At 46.4% G+C, this 24,109-nt stretch carries 24 protein-coding genes, 1 tRNA gene and 2 pseudogenes; 13 read left to right on the forward strand and 14 right to left on the reverse strand.

Annotation, left to right across the window (positions count from 1 at the left end):
• The first annotated feature begins 469 nt into the window (after nt 1-469).
• From Q0393_RS10535 to ychF, 11 genes and pseudogenes are all read left to right on the forward strand, one after another.
• Nucleotides 470-1,660, forward strand: coding sequence for an ABC transporter permease (locus tag Q0393_RS10535; protein WP_298980030.1), 1,191 nt, complete (start codon nt 470-472; stop codon nt 1,658-1,660).
• Between the two features lie 356 nt (nt 1,661-2,016).
• Complete coding sequence (locus tag Q0393_RS10540) at nt 2,017-2,151, forward strand: hypothetical protein (RefSeq protein ID WP_297960755.1); 135 nt, start codon at nt 2,017-2,019, stop codon at nt 2,149-2,151.
• Between the two features lie 307 nt (nt 2,152-2,458).
• On the forward strand, nt 2,459-3,316 hold the full coding sequence (gene folD / locus Q0393_RS10545; protein WP_298980031.1) for a bifunctional methylenetetrahydrofolate dehydrogenase/methenyltetrahydrofolate cyclohydrolase FolD: 858 nt from the start codon (nt 2,459-2,461) through the stop codon (nt 3,314-3,316).
• Entirely contained in the window at nt 3,317-4,162 is an 846-nt protein-coding gene (gene lepB / locus Q0393_RS10550; protein WP_298783644.1) for a signal peptidase I, read from the forward strand.
• Between the two features lie 9 nt (nt 4,163-4,171).
• Nucleotides 4,172-4,336 (forward strand): annotated as a pseudogene (locus Q0393_RS10555) (RpiB/LacA/LacB family sugar-phosphate isomerase); the annotation flags it as partial.
• 309 nt (nt 4,337-4,645) lie between these two features.
• Nucleotides 4,646-4,891, forward strand: a pseudogene (locus Q0393_RS10560) (RpiB/LacA/LacB family sugar-phosphate isomerase); the annotation flags it as partial.
• 626 nt (nt 4,892-5,517) lie between these two features.
• On the forward strand, nt 5,518-5,760 hold the full coding sequence (locus Q0393_RS10565) for a hypothetical protein (RefSeq protein ID WP_005870567.1): 243 nt from the start codon (nt 5,518-5,520) through the stop codon (nt 5,758-5,760).
• Nucleotides 5,757-6,305: an adenine phosphoribosyltransferase gene (locus tag Q0393_RS10570; protein ID WP_005870566.1), complete on the forward strand. Its 549-nt coding sequence runs from the start codon at nt 5,757-5,759 to the stop codon at nt 6,303-6,305. Before Q0393_RS10565 ends, Q0393_RS10570 begins: the two co-directional genes overlap by 4 nt.
• 1 nt (nt 6,306) lies before the next feature.
• Nucleotides 6,307-6,924 (forward strand): DedA family protein, encoded by a 618-nt coding sequence (locus tag Q0393_RS10575; RefSeq protein ID WP_298980032.1) that lies wholly within the window; start codon nt 6,307-6,309, stop codon nt 6,922-6,924.
• Nucleotides 6,899-8,359, forward strand: a complete 1,461-nt coding sequence (locus Q0393_RS10580; RefSeq protein ID WP_298980033.1) for a leucyl aminopeptidase — start codon at nt 6,899-6,901, stop codon at nt 8,357-8,359. The genes Q0393_RS10575 and Q0393_RS10580 overlap by 26 nt, the downstream gene beginning before the upstream one ends.
• Complete coding sequence (ychF, locus tag Q0393_RS10585; RefSeq protein WP_298980034.1) at nt 8,360-9,463, forward strand: redox-regulated ATPase YchF; 1,104 nt, start codon at nt 8,360-8,362, stop codon at nt 9,461-9,463.
• Nucleotides 9,464-9,932: 469 nt separating this feature from the next.
• On the opposite strand, the gene Q0393_RS10590 is transcribed toward ychF, so the two are convergent.
• Nucleotides 9,933-10,145 (reverse strand): hypothetical protein, encoded by a 213-nt coding sequence (locus Q0393_RS10590; RefSeq protein ID WP_298980035.1) that lies wholly within the window; start codon nt 10,143-10,145, stop codon nt 9,933-9,935.
• A gap of 49 nt (nt 10,146-10,194) precedes the next feature.
• On the opposite strand from Q0393_RS10590, the gene Q0393_RS10595 reads away from it, so the two are divergent.
• Complete coding sequence (locus tag Q0393_RS10595; protein WP_298980036.1) at nt 10,195-10,941, forward strand: hypothetical protein; 747 nt, start codon at nt 10,195-10,197, stop codon at nt 10,939-10,941.
• Between the two features lie 347 nt (nt 10,942-11,288).
• Here Q0393_RS10595 and Q0393_RS10600 read toward each other — a convergent pair whose 3' ends face one another.
• The 13 genes from Q0393_RS10600 to murA all read right to left on the reverse strand — a co-directional run bounded on the left by Q0393_RS10600 (nt 11,289) and on the right by murA (nt 23,216).
• Entirely contained in the window at nt 11,289-14,294 is a 3,006-nt protein-coding gene (locus Q0393_RS10600) for a TonB-dependent hemoglobin/transferrin/lactoferrin family receptor (RefSeq protein ID WP_298980037.1), read from the reverse strand.
• A 654-nt stretch (nt 14,295-14,948) separates the two neighbouring features.
• The gene (locus tag Q0393_RS10605; RefSeq protein WP_298980038.1) at nt 14,949-15,227 is read right to left on the reverse strand and encodes a hypothetical protein; all 279 of its coding nucleotides are present in this window, start codon (nt 15,225-15,227) and stop codon (nt 14,949-14,951) included.
• Between the two features lie 90 nt (nt 15,228-15,317).
• Complete coding sequence (locus tag Q0393_RS10610) at nt 15,318-15,536, reverse strand: hypothetical protein (RefSeq protein ID WP_298980039.1); 219 nt, start codon at nt 15,534-15,536, stop codon at nt 15,318-15,320.
• Nucleotides 15,537-15,876: 340 nt separating this feature from the next.
• On the reverse strand, nt 15,877-16,503 hold the full coding sequence (tmk, locus tag Q0393_RS10615; protein WP_298980041.1) for a dTMP kinase: 627 nt from the start codon (nt 16,501-16,503) through the stop codon (nt 15,877-15,879).
• A 41-nt stretch (nt 16,504-16,544) separates the two neighbouring features.
• On the reverse strand, nt 16,545-16,673 hold the full coding sequence (locus tag Q0393_RS10620; RefSeq protein ID WP_298980042.1) for a hypothetical protein: 129 nt from the start codon (nt 16,671-16,673) through the stop codon (nt 16,545-16,547).
• 309 nt (nt 16,674-16,982) lie between these two features.
• Nucleotides 16,983-18,086, reverse strand: coding sequence for a hypothetical protein (locus tag Q0393_RS10625; protein ID WP_298980044.1), 1,104 nt, complete (start codon nt 18,084-18,086; stop codon nt 16,983-16,985).
• A gap of 27 nt (nt 18,087-18,113) precedes the next feature.
• Nucleotides 18,114-18,266, reverse strand: coding sequence for a hypothetical protein (locus Q0393_RS10630; protein WP_298980046.1), 153 nt, complete (start codon nt 18,264-18,266; stop codon nt 18,114-18,116).
• Nucleotides 18,267-18,431: 165 nt separating this feature from the next.
• Nucleotides 18,432-19,205: a hypothetical protein gene (locus Q0393_RS10635; protein ID WP_298980048.1), complete on the reverse strand. Its 774-nt coding sequence runs from the start codon at nt 19,203-19,205 to the stop codon at nt 18,432-18,434.
• An 83-nt stretch (nt 19,206-19,288) separates the two neighbouring features.
• Nucleotides 19,289-19,765, reverse strand: a complete 477-nt coding sequence (gene coaD, locus Q0393_RS10640) for a pantetheine-phosphate adenylyltransferase (protein WP_298980050.1) — start codon at nt 19,763-19,765, stop codon at nt 19,289-19,291.
• A complete protein-coding gene (locus Q0393_RS10645; RefSeq protein ID WP_298980052.1) occupies nt 19,765-20,319 on the reverse strand; it encodes a UbiX family flavin prenyltransferase in 555 nt (184 codons plus the stop codon). Before Q0393_RS10645 ends, coaD begins: the two co-directional genes overlap by 1 nt.
• A gap of 76 nt (nt 20,320-20,395) precedes the next feature.
• Nucleotides 20,396-20,470: transfer RNA gene (locus tag Q0393_RS10650), tRNA-Gly, on the reverse strand.
• 61 nt (nt 20,471-20,531) lie between these two features.
• Nucleotides 20,532-21,713: a molybdopterin molybdotransferase MoeA gene (locus tag Q0393_RS10655; protein ID WP_298980054.1), complete on the reverse strand. Its 1,182-nt coding sequence runs from the start codon at nt 21,711-21,713 to the stop codon at nt 20,532-20,534.
• A gap of 234 nt (nt 21,714-21,947) precedes the next feature.
• The gene (gene murA / locus Q0393_RS10660) at nt 21,948-23,216 is read right to left on the reverse strand and encodes a UDP-N-acetylglucosamine 1-carboxyvinyltransferase (RefSeq protein ID WP_298980056.1); all 1,269 of its coding nucleotides are present in this window, start codon (nt 23,214-23,216) and stop codon (nt 21,948-21,950) included.
• A 124-nt stretch (nt 23,217-23,340) separates the two neighbouring features.
• Here murA and Q0393_RS10665 point away from each other — a divergent pair, with 124 nt between their 5' ends.
• Complete coding sequence (locus Q0393_RS10665) at nt 23,341-23,976, forward strand: NlpC/P60 family protein (protein ID WP_297895564.1); 636 nt, start codon at nt 23,341-23,343, stop codon at nt 23,974-23,976.
• Nucleotides 23,977-24,109 lie beyond the last annotated feature (133 nt).

Raw genomic sequence — 24,109 nt, forward strand, 5'->3', positions numbered from 1 at the left:
TAAAATTTAAGGCGCTTGAAATTTTAAAATTTAGAATTCGGGTTTAAAATTTCAAAGTTTTGCAATACGATCTGTTTGGTTTGTCGTATCCGATATCTCTTGGGGGTGAATTTCACTGCGTATAAATAGATTTCGGCGCGATTTTAAATTTTTAAAACTCGCTGTGGTTTGAAACCGGCTAGCAATCAAGCAAAGTGCAAGAAACAATAGAGTAGAATTCTATCCCGTTGGGAGTTACAGCTCATTTTCCACTATCTTTAAATTTAACTTCAATTTTGTCCCGTTGGGATTTGAAACATTTCAAGAGTATTTAAAATTATAGTTCACACCTAGGTAAAATTCTATTTAGTTAAAACTTAGTATTCCAAGGCGTGGAGCCTGTTTTTGGAATTTTAAAATTCCAAAATACTTAAAATTTCACATAGAATTTAGTGCCAAATTTTATGTAAAATTTTACAAGGACGGCTTTTTGGTAAAGTATTTATTATTCAAATATCTCAGATTCGATCGCTCTCAGCCTTTCATTACGCTTTCGGCGCTGCTTGCGTTCTTGGGCGTCGGCGTGGGGCTTACGGTGCTGATCGTCGCGATGGCGATAATGAACGGTTTCGATAAGGAATTTGAGCGCAAGCTCTTTACGATGAACTACCCGATCACGATCCACAGCCACTTTCGCGGCGGCATTTCAAAAGACGACGTGGAGGGGCTGCGGGCGGACTTTCCAGATCTGATCTTTAGCCCGTATATCAGCTCGCAAGTCATCGCCAAAGGCGGCGAGAAGCTCGAGGGCGGGCTGATTTTCGGCGTAAATTTAAACGACGAAAAGCGCATCAACTCCGTCGTCGCGGCAGGCGCCAAAGACGCCAATCTAACGGATTACGGCATAATGATAGGGCGCGGGATCAAAGATGAGTTTATGCTGGATGAGGGCGGCAAGATCACGATGATTTTTACGAAGAGCGATCCTGGCGGCTTTGCGCTGATCCCTAAGATGAAGCGCTTTGACGTGCGCGCGGATTTTAGCTCCGGGCTGATCGCCTACGACAAGGCGTATTCCTACGCGGACGCGAGCGATCTAGCCAAAATTTTGGGCTACGACGAGGGGACATTCGACGGCGTGCATGTTTTTTCAAACGATCCGTTTAAGGATCTGGAGCGCATCAAAAAAAGCCTCCCCGGCGGTGCTAGCGCCGTGGGCTGGTGGCAGCAAAACGGCAATTTTTTCAGCGCCCTTGCGCTTGAAAAGCGCGCGCTTTTCATCGTGCTGATGCTAATAATCCTAGTCGCGAGCCTAAATATCGTAAGCTCGCTTCTGATGACCGTGATGAACCGCCGCCAAGAGATCGCGCTTTTACTTAGCCTGGGCGCCAGCAAAAAGGAGGTTAAGAGGACCTTTTTTGCGCTCGGAGCCACGATCGGCGGCGGCGGCATCATATTCGGGCTCGTTTTGGGCCTATTTGGCGTGTGGCTGCTCGGAAGCTTCGACATCGTAAATCTACCGGCCGACGTTTACGGAAGCTCGAAGCTGCCGATGGAGCTTTCGCTAGGCGATTTGGCGATGATTTTAATCGGCGCGGTGCTTATCGTAGCGCTATCGTCATGGTATCCGGCGAAAAAAGCCACGCAGATCGACGTATTGCAAACGCTGCGCAACGAGTAAATTTAAACGCGGCGCCTTTAAAATTCGGCGAAATTTTAAAATTCCAAAGCGGCGCGGTTGTATTTAGCAGTGTATTTAGCGCGGCATTTCGACGCGCAAAATAGAAGCTACGCGATCTTGCACGGCGCGCATAGCGTAAAATCGCACTAAATACGATTTGAGTCGCCAGAATTTTAATTTTTTAGCGAAATTGTAAGCTGCGCGAAGCCTAAATTTTGACGAAATTTGTGTCGTTAGAATTCGCCAAAATTTTAAATTTCAAAGGGGATAAAATTTTTATGAGTGCTTTGAAAAATTTTATGAAATTTTGCAACCAATCAAAGATAAAATTATAAAAATTTTGAAAAGGATATATGGTGAAAAAGATCGTTTTGTTTCTGTGTGCGGCGCTGTTTCTATGCGGCTGCTCTAGGAGCGGACCGCAAGATGTCCCAGAGCCAGAGCGAAATAAGGCGCCGAGCCACCATTATACAGGCTACTATTATGCATAGCGTATATTGCGCGGCGGGCGACGATACGAGACGTTTAACGGCGAGAAAATGGAAACATTGTAGTTTTTGCTCAAATAAGGCTTCATTCCGCAATGCAAGCCTTAGCAGCGTTGCAGCCTGAATATAGCGGTGTCAAGGTGTCCATCCGTCTATAATGACGATAAAATTTAGGCTTATTTGAGCAGGCTTAAATTTAGGACGAAATTCTTTTTAAAATTCTTTCAAATTCCCATAAAATCCCGCTGAATAAATCTAAATTTTATAAATTTTAGGGTAACATTTGCCTTATTTTTCAAAAAGGCTTTAAATGACTTTAATCGACGGCAAAAGCATAAGCGCGAAGGTAAAAGATGAGATCAAATCGGACGCTTCGGATCTTGCCGCAAAGGGCGTAAAGCCCGCGCTGGCGGTGATTTTAGTAGGCGAGGATGCGGCGAGCAAGACCTATGTCGCGAGCAAGGAAAAAGCCTGTGCCGCCTGCGGGATCCGCTCCGTAGCGCACCGCTTGAGCTCCAACGTGAGCGAGGCAGCGCTTTTAGAACTGATAGAAAATTTAAACGAAGACGAAAGTATCGACGGCATTTTGGTGCAGTTGCCGCTTCCAAAACATATCGATACGAATAAAATTTTAGAAAAAATAAGCCCGCAAAAGGACGTGGACGGATTTAGCGCGATAAACGTAGGCAAGCTTACTAGCGGGCTTGCGGACGGTTTTGTGCCTTGCACTCCGCTTGGCGTGATGCGCCTGCTTGAGGAATACGGCGTGCAGATAGCGGGTAAAAACGCCGTCGTGCTGGGTCGTAGCAATATCGTAGGAAAGCCGATGGCTAGCCTGCTTCTAAATGCCGACGCTACCGTCACTATCGCTCATAGTAAGACGAAAAACCTAAAGCAACTTTGCGCAGACGCCGATATTTTGGTCGTGGCGGTCGGCAAGGCGCATTTTGTGGGCGCCGATATGGTAAAACAAGGCGCAGTGGTGATCGACGTAGGGATCAATCGCGGCGAGGACGGCAAGCTAAGAGGCGACGTCGATTTTGAAGCAGTCGCGCCGAAATGCTCGTTCATCACGCCCGTGCCCGGAGGCGTGGGGCCGATGACGATTGCGATGCTTTTGAACAACACGATAAAATCGGCGAAAAATCGCTTAAGACAAAGAGCCTAAATGAAAATACTAAGCAAAATTTATCACTTTTTATCAAGTTGGACGGGGACGGTCATCGTCGTTTTATTCGTCATTCTTTTTGTTGCGCAAGCCTTCGTGATCCCCAGCGGATCGATGCGCACTACGCTTTTGGAGGGTGATTTTTTATTCGTTAAAAAATTTAGCTACGGCATCCCGACTCCGCATATTCCCTTTGTAGAGTGGCAGGTAGCTCCTGATAGCGACGGAGATGGGCATATCATCCGTGGCGAGGGTCCGAAGCGCGGCGACATCGTGGTTTTTCGCTATCCGCTTAATGAAAAAATGCACTTTGTAAAGCGAAATTTTGCCGTAGGCGGTGACGAGGTGATATTTGATCTGAATAATTTCTACCTTCGTCCGCATGAAGGCGACGAGTTCATTGCCGCAAACTACGATGCTCGCGACATTGTGATTTTGGGTGGCGAAAAATATGTTAAAGAGCCGTATAAATTTAAGGGCATTCACTACGACCCTAATGCTAAGAACTCGATGCTAACAAATGTCAAAATCGCACTTGAGAAGGGTGAATTTTCTATGAAGCCCATTAGTCTAAGCGAAATTCCTCACAGCTTCGAAGCTGCGGGGATAAGCTTCAATGCCTTTTACATCAAAGTGCCGCAGGATGAGTATTTTATGATAGGCGATAATCGAAATAATTCCGCCGATAGCCGCTTTTGGGGTCCGGTACCTTATCGTCTGATCGTCGGCAAGCCGTGGTTTACATATTTTAGTATCGATGCCGATCGCAAGATCCGCTGGGAGCGAATCGGGCGCTTCGTCGATACCTTGCAAAACGATGAGAGCCTAATCTATGAGCAAAAATAAGGAGCGGCAATGCAAATAAATAAAATTTTCATAGCGAGCGATCATGCGGGCTTTCATGCCAAAGAGCAAGCCAAAAAAGCGCTCGCCACTTTGGGTTACGAAGCGGTCGATCTTGGCACTCATAGTGCCGAAGCGAGCGTGGATTATCCCGATTTTGCAGGCACGTTGGCGGATAAAATTTTAGCCGAATGTGAAGCCTGCGCGCGAAGTGAAAATTTTAAAGAAAGTAGCGACATAAATTCTCCTGCAGCCGCGGAAAATTCCGAAGCGGGCGGTAACGAAAATTTTGTCGCAAGTATAAACGGCTGCGGAAATTTTAACGACGCCGTACAATGTAGCGAGAAAAATGAAAATTTTAACATTATAAAAAACGCTAGTCGTCAAAATTTTAACGCTAGCGAAAGCATGACTACCTGCGTAAACGCAGCCGTAAGCCAGAATGCGAGCAAAGATAAAATTTTAAATTCCACCGACTACGGCATTTACGGCGTTTTGATTTGCGGTACGGGCATCGGTATCAGCATCGCCGCAAACCGCCGCGCTCACATCCGCTGCGCGCTGTGTCATGACGCAACGAGCGCTAGACTAGCTAGAGAGCACAACGACGCCAACGTCCTAGCCTTCGGCGAGCGATTAATGGGCGCGCTAGTGATTGAGGATATAATTAGGGCGTTTTTTAGCACCGATTTTGCGGGCGGTAGGCACATTAAGCGCGTCGCAAAGCTAGGTGCTTGCGGCAGTGCGAATTTCATGCTTGGATTTGACGAATCGAATTCCATTCAGAACTCCGCTCAAAATTTTGCAGAACAAAGCTGTGACGCTAATTTAAACGGACGAAATTCCAAATTAAGCTTCGGTGGTAAAAACCCTTCTAGCAAAAATCCCATCGACACGGATTCCGCGTCAAATTTTGCGCGGAGCCTTAACGATAAAAATTCCTTATTTACCGGCGAGAATTCCTTGATAAGCTTTGGTGGCGCACATCATATAAATTTAAATTCTGCGCACGCAAAGATAATCTTTGATGGGAAAAATCCATTGGGTAAAAATTCTACTAGTGCAAATTCTACGTTAAATTTTACGCGCGAGAGCGTTTGTGAGAAAAATTTTGCTCAAAAAGCTAGCCGCAAAGATTTTGTCGGTTTGAACCCAGCAATTATAAATTTCAAGGCTACAAATTCCGTCTGTGTGAGCGTTAAGCGAGAAAACGCAAATTGCGCTAGTGCGAGTTTAACAGATGAGAATTCTGCTATTACGAGCGTAAATTCAAAGGGAGCAAATCTTTCTAGTGTGTATTTTAACGCAACACTCGCTACTATACGCCGCTTTGCAAATCCAAATGAAGGAGGCGAGCAATGAGCGTAGTATTAGGCGTTTTAGCGCTATTTTTTGCAGCACTACTTATTCTATCGATACGAAAAAATTCTAAAATTTACGCCTTACTTCGAAAGAGCGAAGAAAGAATTTCAAAGCTTAAAAGCGATAACGAAAAGCTCAAAACTGCCCTTCGCTTCGGCATTGAGGCCCTGCAAAATGAGGAGAGCGAAAACTGCAGCTTAAAAATCCAAAACGCAAGATTGAAAAGAGGTAAGCTATGAAAAGTCTAAGCAACGAGCAAAAAAGCTATTTATTTCGCTCGATCCGCACCGTGCGCGACTTCCCAAAGCCCGGTATTTTGTTTTACGATATCACGACGCTCGTAGGCGATCGCGAGGCGTTTAATTTCCTGCTTGATCATCTAGCCGAGCGCTACGCTGATTACGGACTTGATTACATAGTAGGCATAGAAAGTCGCGGATTTATTTTTGCAGCGGCACTTGCTGCGAGGTTGAGGGTCGCTTTTGTGCCGATTAGAAAGCCAAAGAAGCTCCCTTATATCACGATTTCGCAAAAATACAGCCTTGAATATGGCTTCGATCAGGTCGAGATGCACGTGGATGCATTCTCCGGCGTGCAAGATGCCAAGGTTCTGTTAATTGATGATCTAATAGCCACCGGAGGCACCGCACGAGCGGCATTAGATCTCATCGCGCAGACGCAGGCTAAATGCGTCGAGGCGTGCTTTTTATTAAATTTGCGCGAGTTAAACGATCTAGGCGAATTTTCGCGCCGCACAAACGTTTATTGCGTTTTAGAGGCGTAATTTGGAAGAGCTACTTAAAAATTTATTACAACAATACCACCAATACGCCTATATCGTGCTTTTCGTTTGGTGTATTTTAGAAGGCGAAATCGCGCTGATTTTGGGCGGTATCATGGCGCACGAGGGTCATATAAATTTGCCGCTAGGTATCTTTGTCGCGGGCCTTGGGGCATTTTGCGGCGATCAGTTTTATTTTTATATCGGTCGCTACAACAAAAAATATATCAGTAAAAAGCTCGCGGCGCAGCGCCGAAAATTTGCGATTGCGCACTTGCTTTTGCAACGCTACGGTTGGCCGATAATTTTAATGCAGCGCTATATGTATGGCTTTCGCGTCATCATCCCGATGAGTATCGGCATCACTCGCTACAGCGCAAAGAAATTTGCGATTATCAATCTTTTTAGTGCTTGGTGCTGGTCGGGTGCGACGATGGTTTTGGCGTGGTATTTCGGCGAGGAGATCTGGAGCGGGCTGCGGCTAATCGAGCAACACTGGTATTTTGCGATACCTATCATAGGCGGAATTTTATATCTATTTTTTAGGCTATTTAAACGTATGGAAAATCACTTTATGAACTCACGAAAGGAACGAGATGAAAGTAAAACTGCTAGATCGTAAAATTAACGAGATAGAGGCGGATTTTGAAGTTATTTTAGTTGTGGATAAAAATTTAAATCACGAATTTATTAAAGACACGGATAAGTTTGCGCTTTTTAATTACAAAGGCGAGGGCAATCTACTCCTTGCCGAGAGCGGACGGCTGTACGTCGGCGTTAAGGAGCTTAGCTTCGATAGGTTGCGAGCGGCGCTTGCGAGCGCATACAATGCGCTCAAGGGCTATGCGATCAAAAATTTTAAAATCGCCTTTTACAAATGCGGATGCGACCGCAGAAGTACAATGGCGATGGTCGAGGGCGTGCTTTTGGGCGGCTATGAGTTTAATAAATACAAAAGCGAGAAGAAAAGCTCCAGCTTGAATGAAATTTTAATCTCTACGCAGGAGTACGGCGGCAGTAGCCCCGACGTGCAAAAGATGAACTACGGCGTGCAGCAGGGCACCGTGATGGCAAACGCCGCAAATTTTACGCGCGATGGCGTCAATGAGATTCCTGAAATTTACACACCCGAAAAGATGGCGAGCGAGGCTGAAATTCTAGCCTCAAACTACGACGACGTGAGCGTTAAAATTTACGACGAGGACTTTTTGCGAGAGCAGAATATGAATGCGTTTTTGGCGGTTAATCGCTCCAGTGCTCATCCGCCGCGCCTAATTCATCTGATCTATAAGCCGCAGCGCTGCCTAAAGCGCGTCGTTTTCGTGGGCAAAGGGCTTACTTACGACAGCGGCGGGCTAAGTTTGAAGCCTGCCGATTATATGCTTACGATGAAAAGCGACAAAAGCGGCGCGCTTGCCGCGATGGGCATCATCAAGGGCGCTGCCGAGCTAGAGCTGCCGTTTGAGATACATGCGGTCATCGGCGCTACCGAAAATATGATCGGCGGCGATTCGTATAAGCCCGACGACGTGCTGCTTAGTCGCAGCGGCGTAAGCATAGAGGTGCGAAACACCGACGCAGAGGGGCGGCTCGTGCTTGCCGACTGCCTAAGCTACGCGCAGGATCTTGAGCCAGGTCTGCTAATCGATATGGCGACGCTTACCGGCGCTTGCGTCGTGGGGCTAGGCGAATACACTAGCGGTATCATGGGAAACAGCGAGGAGCTAAAGCGTAAATTTAAAGATCTTAGCGATTGTAGCGGCGAGCTATTTAGTATTTTGGAATTTAACGATTATCTGCGCGAGCTAATCAAAAGCAGTATCGCAGACATCTCCAACTGCTCCTCCAGCAGGTACGGCGGCGCGATAACCGCGGGGCTGTTTTTGGATAAATTTATAAAGGACGAGTATAAAGACAAGTGGCTGCACCTCGACATCGCGGGGCCTGCGTATCTGGAAAAGGCGTGGGGCTATTACGCGGCAGGCGCGACTGGCGCGGGCGTGAGAGCTAGCCTATATTTCTTGCAGGCTCTAGCCAAAGAGCTGAAGGACGCGTAGATGGGGCTTTCAGTAGGGATCGTAGGGCTTCCGAACGTCGGTAAATCCACTACTTTTAATGCACTTAGCGGCGCACAAAACGCGCAGGCGCAGAACTATCCGTTCTGCACGATTGAGCCTAATAAAGCGGTCGTGCCCGTGCCCGATGCCAGGCTCGGCAAGCTAGCGCAGATTGTTAAGCCCGGTCGCATCGTGCATTCGACTATCGAGTTTGTAGATATCGCAGGCCTCGTGCGCGGAGCTAGCAAGGGCGAGGGGCTGGGGAATAAATTTCTTTCAAATATCCGCGAGTGCGAGATCATCCTTCATATCGTGCGCTGCTTCGAAAGCGGCGACATAACCCACGTCGAAGGCTGCGTCGATCCTATCCGCGACATCGAGATCATCGAAACCGAGCTTATTTTAGCGGACATCGAGCAGCTTGGCCGCAAGATCGAGCGTCTCGGCAAGGAAGCCAAAGCAAATCAAAAGGGCGCTAAAGAGGCGCTAGCCGTAGCAAACGAGCTTTTGGCGCATCTAAACGACGGCAAGCCCGCTTCAAATTTCGCGCTCAAAGAGGACGAAAGCTACATCGCTTTAAATCGCGAGCTGCGCCTGCTTAGCGCCAAGGATGTAATCTACGGCGCCAATGTGGACGAAGACGGCATCGCGCAAGATAACGAATACGTCGCGCGCGTAAGAGAATATGCAAGCGCCCGCGGCGCCGAGGTGATCAAGCTCTGCGCCAAGATCGAAGAGGAGCTCATAGGCTTAAGCGATGAGGAGACGCACGAGATGCTGCAAAGCCTGGGCGCGCAGCAAAGCGGGCTGGAACTCATCATCAAGCGCTCATTTGCGAAGCTCAGCCTCATCAGCTACTTTACCGCAGGCGAGATGGAGGTTCGCGCGTGGACGATCACGAAGGGCTGGAAGGCCCCGAAGGCCGCGAGCGTGATTCACAACGACTTTGAGCGCGGATTTATCAGAGCCGAGGTGATCGGATTTGAAGATTTTATCGCGTGCGGCGGCGAGAGCAGGGCGAAAGAAGCGGGCAAAATGCGCCTTGAGGGCAAGGACTACGTCGTGCAAGACGGCGACGTGATGCACTTTAGATTTAACGTTTAGAATTTATTTTTAGGTGCGTTGAAATTCGGACTGCGCTAGCTTTAAAATTTAGTAAAATTTCGGCTCAAATGCGGGTTTAATAAAATTTTGATTTTGTGCGTAGCGGCTTTTGGCTGAAATTTGAATCACTAGAACAAAACGAGACTTGTGCGCTAAAGCCTCGTTAAAATTTCGAGGTCAAATTTAATCGGCTTTGCTCGCGTTAAAATTTTACGCAAGCAAAGTTGCACTGCGCTGGATTTGCGCTTAAATTCGCCTGGCAAAATACGTATAAGAAATACTTCCAAAATCGCGCAAAAATTTATATACGGCGAAAACTGCGCGTAAATTTAAAGGGCAAAATTTTACTAAGATCTCAAAGCTCGTATATGTACGCGATAGTATTTGAGTTCTATATTTAAATTTACGGCTTGTAATTTGATATCCGGCGATTTTTAAATTTTATGATCTTAAATTTAAACATGTTTGTTTAGTATGCGGTGCGAACCGCGCTCGTAAAGCTAACCGTATTAAATTTGCCGCCGATAAGCGCGGCGGAATTTAGCGAAAATTTTAAAATCAAGCTCGCGATTAGTCCATCTTGCTGCACGAAATTAGGAGTCGCGGAATTTTGTCGCGTAGAATTCCGTCGCGCCGCAGAGCCTTGCGGGAAAGATGAGCGGGTTTTTCTAGCGCCGAGCAAACAAGCGCCTAGCAAGCGGCGCGAAATTTAAACTTAATTTTGGAGGATTATGCGAAATAAGCAGCCCTGTATCGAAGGCAGGATAGAAAACTTGCACGTTCGCGTCCTTAGGCAGGAGATCGAGACGCTCGTGCTTTTTGAGATCGGCGGTGTTCGCTTTCGCATGCGTTGCAGGGCATTCTCGTTTAAGCAGGGCGATTTAGTGCGCGTAAAATACTGCAAGCAGGGATATTTAGGCAGCCTCGTCGCCTTGGAAGTCGAGCGCCGCAGAACGCCTTTGGAATATGCCCGCGATTTTGCGTTGAGTGCGCTAGATGCCGCGAAGCGCGCACTATCTTTAGCTTGGGATGTTTTGATTACATTCGGTCTGATCTTTTTCGCCACGACGGTATTTTACGCGATCTATTTTGCGTCCAAAAAAGACGCATTCTCAAACCTAGGCGATTTTTTCTACACTTGTGCGGGGCTTGCGCTCGTTGCGATGATAATTCTGGCGCACATTTATTCGATCATCCGCGCTATTGAAAGGCGCGCGCCTCGTTTGACACAACTGGCGTTTAGCCTTGCCGAGCGGCTACTTAGCTTGGCGCGACTATTTTGGGCGGTACTGCTTTTTTGCATCGCTGTGATTGCGGTACTGCTTTGGATTTATATGACATTTATTGAGGGTAAAACGACAAGCCTGAGCGATTTTTTCTATTCTTGCGTAGTGCTTACGCTTGTGTGCATGATATGCCTAATTTGTTCTACTTGCATGCAAAAACTCTCATCGTGGCGCAAGCGTCGCAAAAAATAGCGCTACCCCGCCGCACAAATACACTACACGGAATTTTATAATTCTGTTACCTCAAATTTTGCCGGGCAGAATTTCGCGCCATGCTATAAATTTTATGCGCCGCGAAATTTTGAAATTTTGTTTTGCACAAATACGGCAAGCGGCAAAATTCCGCCACGCGAATAAACCATACCGCTGCAAATTTTACATTTTTAAATTCCCGCGCTCCTAAGCCTTTGATCGCTCGCCGTTTATTTTGAAGACGGCGGAAACTCAAACGAGCTAAGCTCGCTTGAGCCGGAATTTCGGATAAATTTAAATCGCGCTTAGCGCTAACATCTAAGCAATCGACTTAACAGGCAGCCGACCTAAAACGTTATCTCCCAGTTAAATCTAAAATTTCTGCGCGGCGCGTAAAACCTGCCGATGCCCGCGCCGGTGTTTTGATCTATCAAATTCGTCGTTCCGAATCCCCTGATGGATCTGGCTGAATCCCAAGTGATATATTTGGTGTTCGTGATATTATAAACGCCGAAGCCGAAATTAAAATTTTTATGAGGTCTTGCGTAGGTTATGATGTCCAAAACCGTATAATTTCCGCTCCTCCATGCTAGCGTGCTATCGGTCACGGGTTTTCCTTTGATCTTTTTGCCGGGCACGATCTGACCGCTATCGGGGTCTATGTGCTCCATCTGCTCTTTCCAATACATATTGTAGCTATCTTTGGCCTTTTTCTCTCCGACGCTCGTTATGAAAAGGTCTATGCCGTATTTATCGCCTGGTGCGGAGTAGCCGATATTATAAACCGAAGTCGGCGGCTGAATGGCGTTCATCGGTATATCTCCGTCCATCCTACCTCTTTGCTTGGTAAATTTATATCCTATCCTAAAGCCTTCAAGCGTGGAGGAGACATCGCCTAATTCCATATGGGCGTTTATTTCAAAGCCATTGACTTTGGCGCTATCTCTGTTTTTGTTCTGCCAAAACGGATATTGCAAAGCGCTTCCTACTTCAACGGCCTTCATCCTTAAAAATACCAAATCTATAAAGTTATCGTAATCGGTTTTAAAAATATCAAACGTTATGAAGCTTTGATCTTTATAAAACGTCAAGGCGGCCTCTTTTGTTTTTGCGATCTCGGCTTTTAAATCAACGTTAGGCGCGATCGAAAAGCTCGGATGCTTAAAGGTCATATACATCTCATCCGATGTCGGAGCGCGAAACCCTTTTGAATATTTAAGCTGAAATCTCATAAAATCGAGCGGATCCAAATTTAACCCGAGCGTATAAGAATCGCTTTTAAATTCTTTATTTTGAAGCAGTATTGCTAAATTTTGTCTGATATTTTCGTTCATACAAGGGGTATTGTATCCGCACGTAGCTCCCGGCCCGTAAGCATTGCCCGGTAGCGGCACGAAGATGCCTGCTATCAAGCCCTTCGGCACGGGAATGTTCTCGTCGTATTTGGGCATATGTTTTACCTTGTCGTATCGATAATTTAAATCCAGTCCCAACCAATCCGTGATCTTAAAATCATCTCCGATAAACAAAGCGGTAGTTCTAGTCTCTACGGGGATGAGATAGGTTTGCTTCATTCCCGTGTTGCTTTTCGGGCCATTGGCGCCCGGATACCAATTCGGCTTTAAAACATATCCGTTCGAATCCGCATTCGGATTGCTCGGCTCAAATTTATAGCCGTAAAATTTACTCGCCCACCATTTTTCATTTTCACCTTTAAAGCCGTCTTGATCTATCATTACTTTTTTCGTTTTCTCTAAAAGACCGCCGTATTTTATATAGTGCTGGGTTTGAAATACTTTAAGTTCTTTTTCAAATTTTATATCAAACTGATTCGTATCGGTATTTAAATCTCTGTCGTGATATTGATCTTCTGCATAGCCCGCCGATTTCGGCCTTATGATCCTTGTATCCTCGTCAAAGAAACCGCCTGAATCTTTTTCGACCTTTACTCTACCGTATTTCGTGCCGTCGGGAGCCGTTTTTATCTCAATATCTCTATCTACGTAGTCGTGTTTCCAGTTTCCCATATTATCTTGATATAGCCTTGAGACTCGAAATTTCTTAGTACAGTCTATCTTAGAGCAGTCTAAAAGCATATAATCGAGCCTACCTCCGTCTTCTTGCCACTCGACCTTGTTGCCTTTGCTGTCTCTAAAATCTCTTTCCGTACTCCATCCGCTGGTATCGAGATCGGGCGTAAGCTCTTTGCCGTATTTATCTACTATTTTATACACACCCGCTTTCTTATCATATACCAGATCTAGACCGTTTGGGTTTCTGACGTTATTGCACTTGTCGTTGTTGCAGTATTCGTCGGTCTTTGCTTTATTTCGTATCTTTTGCGTAGAATACGATACTTTAAAAGTATCCCAAAACGGCGTTTCTACAAAATTTTCGTAGGCGAATTGAATGTTTTTTCTATGAGATTTATCGTTCGTTATCCTCTCTCCCAGCTTCGTATCCTGCAATGAGTAGCTGTATGAGCGAAGCGAATAGGATAAATCCTCTCCTTTGGATTTAAGAGTTGAATCATCATTCATAATGCTAAATCTATGCTCATCGGCCGGCTGAAAACCGATCTTTACCATAGTGCTGGTGCGGGTTATATGATAGGGATCTGCCTTTTCTCTTTCCCTGCCGACTTTTGTTCTATCCTCTTTTGGCGAGTAGATATTGTAGAAATAATTTTTGATCTCGCGGCCGTTTCTTTTCGTATTTATTACCAACAGATCGAGCCATTTGTATCTTCCTGCGAAAGTAAGCGATCTCATATTTTGGGAATTCATACTTTGATATCCGTTTTTAAAGCCAAAGTGAAAGTCTTTGTTTATCAGATAATCCCTTGCGTCTTTCGTCTCAAACATTACCGATCCGCCCAGCGCTCCCGAGCCCGTTTTTATCGAATCCGCGCCTTTTGTTATGGTCGCAACTTTGACGTTTTCCATCTCCACGCTATTGCGGGTGTTATTGAAATTTCCGTAACCTTCAAAAAGCTCTTTGAAGCCTTGCGAGCTTAGAGTTTCTGCCTGACGAAGTCCGTCTATCGTTATGGCGACGCGGTTTTCATCCACGCCGCGCACGGCATAGCCGCTCGTGCCGAAACGACCAGCCTCTACCGCCGTAACACCCGTTTGGTATCGCACCAAGTCTCTACTATCGGTGATCTGCTGCTTCTTAATAGTCTGCGCGGTGGTTTTTGTTTCGCCGACCTTTTGCTCGGCTACGCTTTGCGAATCGACATTGCCGGTTACCTGGATAGTTCCTAATTCTTGTGAGTTGGTCGGCTCTTCCGCGTAAAGCGAGCCATAAAAGAGCAGCGAGGCATAGAGAGAGAGAGAGAATCTTCTAAACATTCATATTTCCTTACTTAATGATTATAGAATTGATTATTAACGCGGCGAATAATAATACAAAGATTTTTAATGTTTAATTAAATTGCAGTTTAAATTCAAGTATAAATTTTAAATGGCTAAAATTTTGATTTTTAAGAAGTAAAAAATTTTAAATAGTCAAGAAATGCGTAATAGGCGTATTTTAAGCTTTAATATAGCCTAAATTTTGCAAAGCGTTTTTGAAACGGCTAGTAAAAATGCTAAAAATTATAAGAGAGCGAATGATAATAAAGCGCATTTTATAATAAGTAACGCGCTTTTTAAATCATGATATTTTTGCCGGTAATTTTAAAATTTTGTGCCCAATCGCTGCATTGTAAATTTATCATTTTATAGATTGTCGCCTCTCGGGATTTGTTAGCAGATTTATTTATCGGTGCCGGAATAGGGCATAAATTTTTGCCGGGTAGAATTTCACGCTGCGCTATAAATTTTATGCGCCGCGAAATTTTGAAATTTCGTTTCGTACAAATACGGCAAGCTACAAAATTCCGCCACGCGAATAAAGCATGCCGCCACGTTACGGGCATCGATAATCTACTCGTTTATTCCGCCAAATTAATTCATACCGCCGCAAATTTTATGTTTTAAAATTCCGCGCCGAATTTCTCGCGGCTAAAAAATGCCCCGCAGAGCCGCTGTACCCTCTACATGTCTGTATGGCAAGAAATAATGCACGAAGCTTGTGCAGGCGCCCCCAGATACGCATATTTCGGCGCTCAGTCTGTGTTTGACATGCGCAGAATCGAGATCAGGTATCTCCAATCTGCCGCTTTTGTAACCGCTATAGCCCATCTCTATCGGCACCTCTAGCTCATCCTTTTCAAACACGACGCGTCCGCTTTGCACCTGCTCGAGCTTGATGTTTTTCAGCACGATCCCGGGCGCGCTCACGTGCTCAAAATTTATACTTAGTTCATACGGGGCGCCAGTGGAGTTGTCGTCCGAGAAGTCGGGCTTCGGCTTGCGCTCGTCGCGCCATAGTCATCCGCCGATAGTGGTAGCTCTTAAGCGGGCGCTGATGCTAAAATTCTTCAGATCCAGCGAAGCGCTGCTAAAATCACGGATGAGCGTCCAGGCTACGAAGGTACGGCCGAAAAATTTATCGGCGATCATATATGTGCCGAAAAGCGAGCTTATGACCACCCAAAACAAAAATATAAATTTAAAAACCTTGCGTAAAACAAACTTTAACGTCTTCATCGCTATCCTTTCAATCTAAAGCTTAAGCGGAATTCTGCCTGCGAATCCGCGAATTAAAATTCCGCGCGGGATTTTGCTTATGAAATTCCGCGCTTTTTGGTCTGCGGCGGAATTTTAAGACAGAATTCTATGGCGAAATTTTGCTGCGAAATTATAAAACAAATTCCGCCCATGAAATTTTACCTAGAATCTCTCCTATAAAATTCCATAACGAAATTTGGAGCTGAAATTTTATGGGCGGAATTCCATAGTTAAAATTTCGCGATGAAATTCCATAGCTAAAATTTTACGGCAAGCCTCAGAAATCAACTTCTGCGGCAAAATTCCACGTCTTAAAATTTTAAGAAAGTATGAAATTTCTTATCTGATCGCAGATCGCTTCTTCGGATTGTGCAGCGTCTATTTGCAGCGTCTGAACGCCGCACGCCGCGCATGCTCGCGCCATCAACTCTTGCACGCGCATTAGGTATTTGAGCCCGCGAGCCTCGATTATATCGCTGCTAGCGCGCGTTTTGAGTCGTTTCTTGACGAGCTGTTCGTCCGCGGAAAACAGCACGATTTTATCTGCAAATTTGCCCCCCAGCGCAAATTTATTAAGCGCAATAAGCTCGCTAAGATCCGCGTTTTCGTCGTTTGCCAGCGCATAGGCAAGCCCCGAGATGAAACCGCGATCGCTTAGCACGAGCCTGTCCGCACCGCCCTTTATCACGCGCTCGTAGTGCTCGGCGCGGTCTGCGAGGAACAAAAGCAGCTCGGTGCGCTTTGAAATTTCGCCGCAGGCCTCGCGCAGATTTACGCTGCCGCGCCGCCACTTAAAATCCTCGCCCAAAACGAGGCTTCGCACCGCTTCGCCGAGCTTCGTGCCGCCGGGCTCCTTGGTCACGATCGCTTGCGGGAAAGCCGACGCCAGTCGCGCTATCTGCGTGCTTTTGCCCACGCCGTCGATACCTTCGAATATTACATACATTTTTCGCCTTTAAATTTGTGCGCTATTTTACAAGCTTATAGCTAAATAGCGGCTTTTTTAAACGGCCGGGCGCTAAATTTCGCCTCCAAATCGGGCTTTTGCGCGAGCTTGTGCGAGCCGATTTTGATCTTTCGGCGTAAAATTTTATCGGGCGCTTTGTTGCTAAGCACTTACTCTTTGCGGTGCGGCTCGCGGTTAAATTTAGCGCTCGAGCAGCGAGCGAGTAAATTTGCGCTTAAGGAGCGCGTACCGAGCGGAGCGGAGTAGGGCGTCAGCCGGATAAAGACGGCGCGCCGTGCGGATAGAATGGCACGCTTCGTAAAGCAGGGTATGTACTATGCGAAGCGGATGACGCTATATGGAACGGGCGGCACTTCGGGCGGAGCAGGGCAGCGGCGTCATGTAGGGTAGGGTATGTTGCCTAGCGGCGCGGGCGGGCAAAACGCTATGTGCGATGAGAAAATCGCGACGATGAAATTTTAAATTTTGCCCTTATACGCGCTTACAAGCTCTGGATTTATCGCTTTGAAATTTTTCCGCAGATCGCTAAGATCATAATCACTCGCTACGAGCGCAAAATCCTCGCTCACGTCGAGCCCGAGCTCACCGATATCCGCCTTAAGCTGCTTCGCGCACTCTAAAATAAGCTTTTTGGCTTGCGAGTATCTGCCGTTTAGCCGCGTTTCTTGATTGAAAAGATCAAAAAGATTTGCCGTCTCGTCATCCTCGTCCAACTCGGCCTGAAACTCGTAATCGGCGACGTTCCAAACGATCCAGTTATCGTCATCGCCCTGCGCAAGCCACTGCGCGCGCTGTTCTTGCGAGCCGAATCCGATCTGAGGCGGCAGCGAGCCCGTGTCGTCGTAGGCTAAATTTATGCAGTAGAGCTTGCAGGCGGGCGCATGCTTTTTGATCGTCTCTTTAATCGCGGGCAGCAACCTTTGCGCGGCGAGCTCGTAGAGCTTTTTGTAGCTCATTTTTTTATCCGGTTTTCTGTAGTGCACGTAGCCGCCCTCGACTATTAAACTTAGCTCGCCTATAGCGTCAAATTCGTAGTTTATGACGCGGTCGAATTTGCCTCCGTATGGATCCGTGCCGCGCCACTGCTTTTGCGCGAGCTTGCCGCCTTCGTAAGCGAAATTCTCTATCCAGTAGCCTTCGCTCGCAAAAGCCGAGTAGATTGACTTTAGCGCGCCATCCTCATAGACAAATCTTTTTACGTTCACGCATTTTTTATCGTAATAATCAAATCGGTAGCTTAAAATTTCATCCAGGCGCCAAAAATAAAACTCTTCGTAGAAATATTTTTCGCTCACATACTGCCTCTCAAAAACGGCGCGATCTTGCGCGTCAAAGCCGTATTCGTAGGCGTTTGCGATCTTTTTGGGCGCTTCTTTTAAAACCCTACCTTTTGAGAAGCGGTTGAACTCAAAATAAAACGGCTCAAAATTTAAATACTGATTTGATGCCCAGCGCCTGCTTACGGCCTGCGCTTCAGCCCTCTTTTTTATGGCTTCGTAGTCGTTTTTGGCGCTTTTAAAAAGCGCTTGCAGTCTTTCTATCTCATCCATTTGCTTATTCATTTTCATCTCCCGTGCAGTTTGTAAATTTTAAATTTTGCCCTTATACGTGCTTACAAGCTCGGGATTTATCGCTATGAAATCTTTCCTCAGATTGCCAAGATCGCAATCGGTAGCCGTGATCGTAAAATCCTCCGTCATATCGAGCGCAAATTCGCCAAGACCTGCTTTGAGCTGCTTCACGCACTCCCAAATGAGCTTTTTAGCCTGCGCATATTTATCATTTAGCTGCGTTTCTTGATTGAAAAGATCAAAAATTTTCGCCGTTTCGTAGTCTACTTCGACCTCGGCTCGAAACTCGTAATCAGTAACGAGCCAAAGAAGCCAACCGTCCTTTTGTGCAAGCCACTACGCGCGCTGTTCTTGCGAGCCGAATCCGATGATCGGCGGTAAACTCCTATTATCGCAAGCTAAATTTATGCAGTAGAGTTTACGGGCGGGCGCGTGCTTTTTGATCGTCTCTTTAATCGCGGGTAGCAGCCTTTGCGCGGCGAGCTCATAAAGCTTTTTGTAACTCATATCCTTATCGGGCTTTTGATAGCGCACATAACCATTTTCGGTTATTAAGATCAGCTCGCCCATTGCGTCAAATTCATAGTTTGTTACGTCATTTCTTCTGCCTGCGCGAGGGTGCTCTACATACTCCCGTCTTTGTGCGAGTTTGCCGCCTTCGTAAGTAAAATTTTCTATCCCATAGGCGTTGTTGTCAAAGGCCGAGTAGATGGACTTTAGCTCGCCATTTTCATAGATAAATCTTTTTATATTGAAGCATTTTGAGCATCTTTTGTTATAGCAACCAAATTCGTATTTTAAAACTTCGTCCCGCCCCCAAAAATAAAGGTTTTCAAAGAAATGTTTTTTGCCGTCATGTTGCCTTTCAAAAACGACGCGATCTTGCGCGTCAAAGCCGTATTCGTAGGCATTTGCGATCTTTTTTGGTTTAGCTTTTAAAATTTTGCCCTTAAAGAAGCGGTTATATTCGAAATAAAACGGCTCTAAATTGATATAGCTACCCGACGCCCAGCGCCTGCTTACGACCTGCGCTTCGGCTATTTTATTTAAGGCTTTGTATTCATCTCTCACGCTTTTTAAAAACGTTCGCAGTCTTTCTATCTCATCCATTTGCTTGTTCATTTTATCTCTCGTGCAGTTTTAAATTTTAAATTTAGCTGCGCCTGCGGGCTAAATTTCAGTCGCTTGCAAGCTCATTTTTTTAAAAATTTTAAAATTTCGCTCGGCACTAGGTGCGAAACGTCGCCGCCGTGGCTCAAAACGGAGCGGACAATCGAGCTTGAGATGAAGGCGTTTTTGAGCGTCGGCATTAAATACACGCTCTCAAATTCCTCCCATAACGAGGCATTTGCGTAGCCGATCTGCAGCTCGTACTCAAAGTCGCTAACCGCGCGAAGCCCGCGGATAACGAAGCGCACGCCGCAAGATTTAGCAAAATCCACGAGCAGATTATTAAAGCTTTGCACACTTATACCGCGAAGTCCGCGTGTCGCGGCTCGCGCCATCTCTAGTCTGGATTTTAGGCTGAAGTAGGGTTTTTTGCTCTCGTTTAGCGCGACTGCGACGATAACTTCATCAAAAAGCCCCAGCGCACGCTTGATTACGTCCAGATGGCCGTTCGTGATAGGATCGAAAGTGCCCGGATAGATACATTTTCTTGAGTTTTGCATTATTGCCACCTTTTAAATAGCTCGTTTTGCACGCCCAGCGCGTCGCACCACTTGCCGATTATGAAATTTTTTAAATTTTGCACGCCGCAGTAACCTGCGATCACGGGCGGAGCGATGATGACGCCGAGCGCGGCTAGCTCGCTCATCTGGCGCAGGCTGATCGCAGAAAGCGGCATCTCGCGCACGCCAAGAATCAGCCGCTTACGCTCTTTTAGCGCAACTGCTGCAGCGCGAGTGCTTAGGCTGTCGCAAAGCCCGCCGTAAATTTTAGCTAAAGAGCTAATAGAGCAGGGCGCAAAGATTGTGGCGTCAATGCCGAACGAGCCCGAAGCGGGCGGCGCGCCCAGATCGGTGTCGGGATAAAATTTTACACTTATAAATTCCGTGGATTTTAAAGCCTCGTCCGCGTCTATGCCGCTTTCGGCGCGCAGGACGCGGCGCGCGCCCTGAGTAAGTACGGCGTGGATTTCATGCGGCGAGCTGGCAAGAAATTTAAGCAGATCAAGTCCGATCTCGCAGAAACTCGCGCCGCTTACGCAAACTAAAATTTTCATTTCAAGGCTTTCATATCGAAATTTTGCGGTTTAAAAATGAGCGAAACGGAATGAATTTTAAAATTTGAAGTTAAAATGGAGCGGGAAACGAGAGTCGAACTCGCGACATCAACCATGGCAAGGTTGCGCTCTACCACTGAGCTATTCCCGCATGCGGTAAAAATAAAGCGCGATTGTAGCCTATAAATTTTCATTTGTCAATAATTTCTCGCTTAAATTTCATAAATTTTTACGATTTCTCCAGCGCGAACTTTGTCGCATTCGGGATCAGCCAAGAAAAAATGCGATGCCGCAGCCAGCGGTCTGATGCGCCCAGAAGGCGACGGCATAGGCGTAAAAACTCCGCCTTCATATGCGCCTACGGTTAAATTTACTCTGCCGCTTTTTAGCTTCAGATCGCTTGCGAGCTTGGCATATATCGCCGCTTCTGCGCTAAAAGCCTCACTTGCGCCGCTAAGCTTAAATAGGATCGGCAGTATGACTGCGCGTGTAAGCACGAAAGCAGCCATTGGATTGCCTGCCATTGCAAAGACGAATTTGCCGTCTTTTGCGAAGCACTTGCTGGGGCGGCCGGGCTTGATATCAATGTGATCGAAAACCTGCAAAAATCCAAGTTCGCTCATAGCGCTTTGCATAAAATCCGCCTCCCCAGCGCTTGCTCCACCGCTGGTAATTAGCACGTCAAATTTACGCGTAGCAGTATCTAGCGCCTCGCAAACCGCGCTAAAATCATCCTTTAAAATCCCTAAATACTCATTTTCAAAGCCGTACTTTTGCAGCAATGCAGCAATACCGCTAGAGTTGGCGTTATAAATTTCGCGCTCGCTTGCGCTCTGCCACGGCTCTTTTAGCTCGTTTCCACTGGAAAATAGAGCGATTTTAGGACGCGCGTAAACGCTTACTTCGTAAATTCCTTGCGCGGCAAGAAGCATGATTTTAGCAGGGTTTAAAATTTCGCCACGGCGCAATAAAAGCTCGCCCGCGCGCACCTCCTCGCCTTTTTTACGAAAGCCGTCGTGGGCATGAACGGAAGCAGGGATTTTTAGAGTTCCACCTTGCGCGTCTACATCCTCTAGCCTCGCGACAGAGTCTGCGCCTGCAGGCATTGGCGCGCCGGTCATTATCTTTTGCGCTTGCGCAGCCTTTATTTCATAGAATTTTTCGTCTCCTGCAAAAATCGTAGGCTCTACGATCTCTAGCTCTTCGTCTTTGAATTCTGCCGCGTAGGCATAGCCGTCAAGCGCCGAATTATCGAAGCAGGGCAGGTTTTTAATCGCAGAAATATCGCTAGAAAGGATGCGGTCTAGAGCGCTGGGAAGAGGTACCTTTTCACTCCGCCCGCTTGATGTGATTCTAGCCGTAGCCAAATCTATAGCCTCATTTATTCCTATCATTTTAAGTCCTTTTTATCATTTTTTACATTTAAAATTCGCACAGTTAATACTTCGCGTGGCCTTAAATTTTATGTTGCGCCGAAGCTTGCAAAGCAAAATTTTACCCAAATAAATACGCGAAATTTTACGGGCTCAATTGCCTTATTTTAATGCTAGTGTTACTTAAAATTTCAAAACATTTCGCTCGTAAAATTCCACTTTGCTTGCTTGCGCAAGATTTTTATTCCGAAGTCTTCATTCCTCCAGCCTCTGTATGTCCGCGCCAAGCGCACCAAGCTTAGCCTCTAGTCTCTCGTAGCCGCGATCCAGGTGGTAAATTCTATGTATTTTGCTCTCTCCGCGCGCCGCAAGGGCGGCTAAAACGAGTGCCGAGCTGGCGCGCAGATCGGTCGCCATAACGTCCGCGCCGTTTAGCTTGCCGCCGCTGATCGTCGCGATGTGTCCGTTTAGGCGGATATCTGCGCCCATTCTCGAAAGTTCGCTTACGTGCATGAAGCGGTTTTCAAAAAGCCTCTCGTCGATGGTGCTGACGCCCGTGGCTACACACGCAAGCGCCATAAACTGCGCCTGCATATCGGTAGGAAAGCCCGGATATTCGCTTGTGATGATCTCAACTGGTTTGATCTTTGAAGCGGGCAGGATCGTTATTTCCTCGCCGCCGTTTGAAATTTCAAATTTAAAGCCCATATCTTCAAATTTTGCAAGCACTGCGCCAAGATGAGCCGCGCAAGCGTGCGTGATCTTGATACGAGAGCCCGTGATCGCGCCTGCGCACAGATAGGTGCCTGCTTCGATGCGATCGGGAATAATCGAAATTTCGTTTAAGCTTAAAAGCTCACCGCCGCTTCCTTTGATGAGGATTTCGTTCGTGCCGATGCCCTCTATGTCGATGCCTGCGCTTTTTAATGCGTTGCAAACGGCGATTATTTCGGGCTCTTTTGCCGCATTTATGATATGCGTGGTACCGCTTGCTAAGGCAGCCGCCATTACGATATTTTCGGTGCCGGTGACGGTAATTTTGTCAAAATTTATAGTCGCGCCCTTAAGCCCCTTTTTTGCGGTGCAAACGACGTAACCCTGCTCGATCTTAACCTCTGCGCCCATCTTTTCAAGCGCGCTAAGGTGTAGATCGATCGGTCTGGCGCCGATCGCGCAGCCTCCCGGAAGGCTTACCTCGCAGTGTCTAAACCGCGCTAAAAGCGGCCCTAGCACCAAGATCGAAGCGCGCATTTTGCGCACTATATCGTAGATCGCTTTGGTCGAGTTTATCTCGCGCGGATCGATTTTGACGGTGTTGGCGTCGAGAAACTCGCATTTTGCGCCTAAATTTGAAAGCAGCTGAATTAGCGTGTGGATATCGGAAACCGCGGGTAAATTTTTAATTATGACTTCATTTTTTGAAAGGATAGATAGAGCTATGAGCGGCAGTGCAGCGTTTTTTGCGCCGCTTATTTTGACGCTGCCGCTTAGTTTTTTGCCCCCGTTAATTCGTAGATAATGCATGATTTCTCCGTGTAAAATTTCGGCGATTATACAGAATTTAGCTTTAAAGTTACCATTTTGTTACCACTGAGCGCTAAAATTACGTCCAAATTTAATCGTTATATAATTTTATAAGGATCTTTATATGAAACAATTAATTATTTGCGCTTTGGGTGCGTTTTTGCTGGTCGGTTGCTCCTCAAAAGCCCCGTCTGCCGGCAGCCAGCAAGCGTATGTCTTAAACGATCATGAAGAAGGAATAACTTCGGTGCCAGGAAGCGAGTTTAACCGCCCGCTAATCGCATCTGTGGACGATTACACCGGCACTCGCGCGGGAGGGGACTGCAGCGGATTTATCACCGTGCTAAATGATAAATACGATGATCTATTTTTTAACTCAAAAGATCTGCCAAAATACTTCACAAACGGACGCAAATCCCAAGCAATATATAATTATTACAGCCGTAGAAATTTACTCAGCAATACGCCGCGAGTGGGGGATTTGGTGTTTTTTCAAAACACCTTGCGCTCTAACAAAGGCAAGGTCAATAACGAGATCAGCCATATCGGCATCGTGCGCGAGATCTATGCTGATGGTCGCGTGAAATTTGTCCACAATACTCGTGGTAGAAATCAAGCGGACTTCGTAAATTTAAATAAGAAAAACGTCCATGTAGCGGGGCAAAAGATGGAAAATAGCTATATCGTCCGCTGCGGCAAAGACCGCATAAGCTGCCTAGCATCGAACCGCTTCGCAGGGTATGGACGAGTAAATAACTAAAATTTTGAAAATTCTTTCGCCGTATTTTTTGAAAGATTTCTTATAACTTTTGGAATTTATTAGATTTTATGAAATTTCGTTAGACCTTTTAAAAATTCGCGGCGGTTTGATTTAGGCTCTAGGGTGGTTTTAA

This window comes from uncultured Campylobacter sp. (assembly GCF_938015785.1).
Taxonomy (GTDB): domain Bacteria; phylum Campylobacterota; class Campylobacteria; order Campylobacterales; family Campylobacteraceae; genus Campylobacter_B.

Coding starts and splice junctions, on each gene's coding strand:
- Q0393_RS10570 (WP_005870566.1), top strand. CDS start 5,757: ATGAAAAGTCTAAGCAACGAGCAAAAAAGCTATTTATTTCGCTCGATC.
- coaD (WP_298980050.1), bottom strand. CDS start 19,765: ATGCAAAACTCAAGAAAATGTATCTATCCGGGCACTTTCGATCCTATC.
- Q0393_RS10635 (WP_298980048.1), bottom strand. CDS start 19,205: ATGGATGAGATAGAAAGACTGCGAACGTTTTTAAAAAGCGTGAGAGAT.
- murA (WP_298980056.1), bottom strand. CDS start 23,216: ATGCATTATCTACGAATTAACGGGGGCAAAAAACTAAGCGGCAGCGTC.
- Q0393_RS10645 (WP_298980052.1), bottom strand. CDS start 20,319: ATGAAAATTTTAGTTTGCGTAAGCGGCGCGAGTTTCTGCGAGATCGGA.
- Q0393_RS10565 (WP_005870567.1), top strand. CDS start 5,518: ATGAGCGTAGTATTAGGCGTTTTAGCGCTATTTTTTGCAGCACTACTT.
- ychF (WP_298980034.1), top strand. CDS start 8,360: ATGGGGCTTTCAGTAGGGATCGTAGGGCTTCCGAACGTCGGTAAATCC.
- folD (WP_298980031.1), top strand. CDS start 2,459: ATGACTTTAATCGACGGCAAAAGCATAAGCGCGAAGGTAAAAGATGAG.
- Q0393_RS10600 (WP_298980037.1), bottom strand. CDS start 14,294: ATGTTTAGAAGATTCTCTCTCTCTCTCTATGCCTCGCTGCTCTTTTAT.
- Q0393_RS10655 (WP_298980054.1), bottom strand. CDS start 21,713: ATGATAGGAATAAATGAGGCTATAGATTTGGCTACGGCTAGAATCACA.
- lepB (WP_298783644.1), top strand. CDS start 3,317: ATGAAAATACTAAGCAAAATTTATCACTTTTTATCAAGTTGGACGGGG.
- Q0393_RS10595 (WP_298980036.1), top strand. CDS start 10,195: ATGCGAAATAAGCAGCCCTGTATCGAAGGCAGGATAGAAAACTTGCAC.
- Q0393_RS10580 (WP_298980033.1), top strand. CDS start 6,899: ATGAAAGTAAAACTGCTAGATCGTAAAATTAACGAGATAGAGGCGGAT.
- tmk (WP_298980041.1), bottom strand. CDS start 16,503: ATGTATGTAATATTCGAAGGTATCGACGGCGTGGGCAAAAGCACGCAG.
- Q0393_RS10610 (WP_298980039.1), bottom strand. CDS start 15,536: ATGAAGACGTTAAAGTTTGTTTTACGCAAGGTTTTTAAATTTATATTT.
- Q0393_RS10625 (WP_298980044.1), bottom strand. CDS start 18,086: ATGAATAAGCAAATGGATGAGATAGAAAGACTGCAAGCGCTTTTTAAA.
- Q0393_RS10665 (WP_297895564.1), top strand. CDS start 23,341: ATGAAACAATTAATTATTTGCGCTTTGGGTGCGTTTTTGCTGGTCGGT.